The 3756-nt window shown below is 45.5% G+C and carries 4 protein-coding genes; 3 read left to right on the forward strand and 1 reads right to left on the reverse strand.

Going from position 1 to position 3756, the window contains the following annotated elements:
* On the forward strand, window positions 1-913 hold a 913-nt coding region (locus B7C60_RS13775; RefSeq protein ID WP_245869464.1), incomplete at its 5' end, for a cytosolic protein.
* A 40-nt stretch (window positions 914-953) separates the two neighbouring features.
* Here the strand turns inward: B7C60_RS13775 and B7C60_RS13780 are convergent.
* Entirely contained in the window at window positions 954-2309 is a 1356-nt protein-coding gene (locus tag B7C60_RS13780; RefSeq protein WP_237665807.1) for a condensation domain-containing protein, read from the reverse strand.
* A 232-nt stretch (window positions 2310-2541) separates the two neighbouring features.
* On the opposite strand from B7C60_RS13780, the gene fepB reads away from it, so the two are divergent.
* Entirely contained in the window at window positions 2542-3480 is a 939-nt protein-coding gene (gene fepB / locus B7C60_RS13785; RefSeq protein WP_425445520.1) for a Fe2+-enterobactin ABC transporter substrate-binding protein, read from the forward strand.
* A 39-nt stretch (window positions 3481-3519) separates the two neighbouring features.
* Window positions 3520-3756, forward strand: a 237-nt coding sequence (locus B7C60_RS19405) for an iron chelate uptake ABC transporter family permease subunit (RefSeq protein WP_245869668.1), incomplete at its 3' end; no start/stop codon positions are given.

Raw genomic sequence — 3756 nt, forward strand, 5'->3', positions numbered from 1 at the left:
GGATCTTAATAAACCCCTGTTATTTACTTTCTCACCCGCGGGCACCAACTTACAGGAACAAGACTTACATTCAAATTTTACGCCTTGGGGTTATCGTCTTGCCCAAAAACAGAACGTGAATATTATCGCTTTTCAGCATTTAGGAAAAAGTAACTGGTTTCGTAGCCGTAACTTAATTTTCTTTCTCGAGCAGCTATCGACCTTGCTGACACCTTTTGAATGCCGTTTGGGATACGGACTGAGCCGAGGCGGTTTTGCCGTTAGCGCTTTTGCTAATTTGCTGAAATTGAACCAAGTATTGCTATTTTATCCCGTGAGCACTAAAAACAAAAGGTTAGTACCATGGGATACTCGTTCGAGTACGGAAATTGCTCAACAGTTTGATTGGGAAGGAGATTACCACGACTTAGATCTGGGAAACGCCAAAGGCTATATCATTTATGACCCGACCAATAAAATCGATCAACGCCATGCGAAGCGTTATCCTGAGTTGACTCATCTAAGAGTTTTTGGCATGGGCCATGGTACTCACGCCACCTATCTTAATAAATTCGGTTTTTATAAACAGGTAGCGATCGATTTTATTTGCCATCAGCATATCGATATTGCCCACTTTCGCCATCAAACTAAAACCCTGCGCTTTAAAGAGGACTATTACCAGCGCCTTAACAAAGCGAACGCCAATTCCTCTCATCGTCTGGGGTTGCTGAGTAAAGCTCACAATGTGCTTATTGCTGAGAAAAAAGAGCATGTGAAGGAACATCAGACAAGCATTGATATTCAACCATTAGTGGATATTGCGGTGAAGCATCAGCAAGACAACCCTGAAGATGCCGTACAACTATTGGAAATTGCGCAACAGATTGTGCCTGACAATCCCTTTATTGAGTACAAGCTACAGCAATTGCTATAAGCAGAAGGTAACTGAAGCGCCTGATAGCGCTTCTAATACTTTACTCATGTGGCTCTTCGATAGCTTGGTAGAGTTTTGCGATTGGCTGATCGAGAGCGTCTTCATCCAGTACTAAATTCATAAAGATCATCACACGTTGTCTATGCTGTTCAAATTCTTCTGCTGGATGCGCTTGTGAATCAGCATCTAAGCTGAGTACCAAGCCATCCGCATTCGTCTGTCCTCGAAAAGTGAGGTTAAAACCGTCTGCTGGACCACTGGTGATGACATGGTGTTTTACCTGACAGCCGATGAATTTGGGTGGATCAAAGGGTAATACGTTGATAAATGGTGAAAAGAAGTAGCGGCTATTCTCTGTTACACCTTGATCGCGGGCTATCTGTTCGACACGATAGCGTCCATGCGCGTAGAGCTGGCGTAATGTTGCGCAGGTTTGGGTCAGATACTCTCGTAACGTGATGCGAGAGTCTACTTCAATAAATAACGGCAAAATATTAACCAACAGTGCTGGCATATAGGCTCCAATGCTACCCCAGCGGCTCATAAATGGAATCCAAAGTGGCATAGTATTGTGAGCGCCCATATACGTTTTAGCGAGATAGCGGTGCAAGTAAAGGCCGGATAAAGTGACCAACAAATCAGGCCAGCCGATGCCAACGTGCTGTGCAAGTCGACGGATATGATCGCTCATGGTCGTGGTTAATTCATGTGCAGCATGGAGTGTTTCACCCTCACTATCCTCTTCTTTATTGAGGATGGTGAGCTGGGTTGACTGAGTAAGGTATGCTTGCCAGAAGATTTTATCTTGCTGGCAGCGTTGGCTTGATTGGTAGTGTTGTTCTTCGTTCAGAAAATCCGCAAAGGCGTTGAAAGGTTTACCGAGTTCGGTTCGTTCAACATAGTGTTGATAGAGCGTAGCGCAGCGCTGTTCAAACAACGTCATGCCAAAGCCATCCATAATGATGTGATGCGCCCGAATGTACCATAGATAGTGATCATCGCTGAGTTTCAGTAACCACTGAACGGAGAGTGGATCTTGAAGTAAATTTAAGCGCGCATGCACATCGTCTTCCATCCATTTTTTGGCTTGCTCGAAAGGCTTGTCGTAGCGGCGTAAATCTTTCACTTCAACTTGTGGGATTCGGTTTGGATCATAAGCCTGACGTGGTGTTTTCCCATCCTCATTCAGTTTAAACCGCAGCGCGAGTACATCCGTTTCTTTGGCGGTTTGTGTTATGGCCTGACATAGCGCGATTTCATTGATAGTTCCTTTCAGTTCGATAAAGTGTGCGACGGTAGAAAGAGGTTGGTCGGGATGAAGTGAAAACTCTTCCCAAAAATCGAGCTGGGGCAGAGTAAGCGGCATCCAACGTGGAGTTAACCCATTAACTGACATGTAAAAACCTTGACTTATAGCGGTGATAAGGGAGGTGGTTGCGACAAAGCAAGTACCGATTCAAGTGCTACTGTTACGGTGTCTCTTTTTTCAGGAGTGCGAAACCGAAGTAAGAGGTCACAGCGAAACAAGTTTAGCTTTATTTTTGCTAATGGCAATCATTATCATTTGCATAAATATCAAAATTTGACACAATCAGACGTAAGAGGTTTATGTAGCTTGGCTTCATACCATAAGGAACTTAATGATCATTAATGCGATTAAAACGTTAGTATTCATCACCTTGCTGATGAGTTACCCCACTCAGGCACAGGATTGGCCGCGGGTATTTCATAATGCCGATGGTTCGACGACAACGTTGATGGCACCTGCAAAACGTATTCTTTCTACGTCGGTGTCTATCACAGGGACGCTACTTGCCGTGGATGCCCCGGTAGTGGCGAGTGCCACCACTAGCAATGGCCACTATTTTGCCCAGTGGCAAGCGGTGGCAGAGAAAAAAGGGGTAGAGCCTCTTTGGCCAGCAGGCAGTGTGGATCTTGAGATGGTTTACGCCTATGAACCGGATTTGATTATTGTATCGCTCAGTGGTGCTGACTCAGCATTGGGGCAGTTGGCGGTGTTGCACCAAGTTGCCCCGACGGTGGTGCTCGATTACGGCGGTCAGAACTGGCAGCAACTAGCAGAAAAAATCGGTGAAGTGGCGGGTATTGAACAGAAAGTTGCGGCTAAAATTAGCCAGTTTGATGATTTCATTGACAATACTCGTTCGACGCTTACCCTGCCCAAAGGACAGGTCAACATCATTAGCTACCATGGCCCCGGGGTGACGAATCCGATTGCGACAGCGAATGGTTCACATGGAATGTTACTTAAATCATTGGGGTTTGATGTTGAAGAGCCGAATCCTGCTTGGCAGACAGGCTCGGTTCAGTTGAATGATTTTGTACGCTCACACTATGAACACCTGATAGAAATGACCGCTTCGACCACGTTTTTACTCAATGCGACTGATGCCCAAGTACCGCCATTTTTGCATGATCCTGTGCTGGCGAATTTACCGTCAGTCAAAGCCAATCAGGTCTATGGACTTGGGGCTAATTCCTTTCGGATTGATTATTTCAGTGCTCATGAAATTATCGATCAAATTCGGGCTCGTTTTGGGAACTAAGACGACACAATGACAAGATCAATAGTTGAGCATCGGGTGATGGTTAGAAAAAACCAGAGTAAGAGATGGTGCATCGTGGGGTTACTTTTTTTGTTACTCAGTTGTGCTTGCCTTAGTGTGTTTATTGGTACGCGTTTTGTTGCACCATCGGTGACTTGGCAAGCCATCACGGCATTTGATCCTACTAGTAGTGAACACCTATTGGTGCACTATCTTAGAATTCCACGCACTCTGTTGGCTATAGTCGTTGGCGGTGCACTCGGTGTGGCGGGGGGG

This window comes from Vibrio fujianensis, assembly GCF_002749895.1.
GTDB classification, from domain to species: domain Bacteria; phylum Pseudomonadota; class Gammaproteobacteria; order Enterobacterales; family Vibrionaceae; genus Vibrio; species Vibrio fujianensis.

Bases quoted from the DNA above. Each gene is read 5' to 3' on its own strand.
- B7C60_RS13780 (WP_237665807.1), bottom strand. From the start codon at position 2,309: ATGTCAGTTAATGGGTTAACTCCACGTTGGATGCCGCTTACTCTGCCC.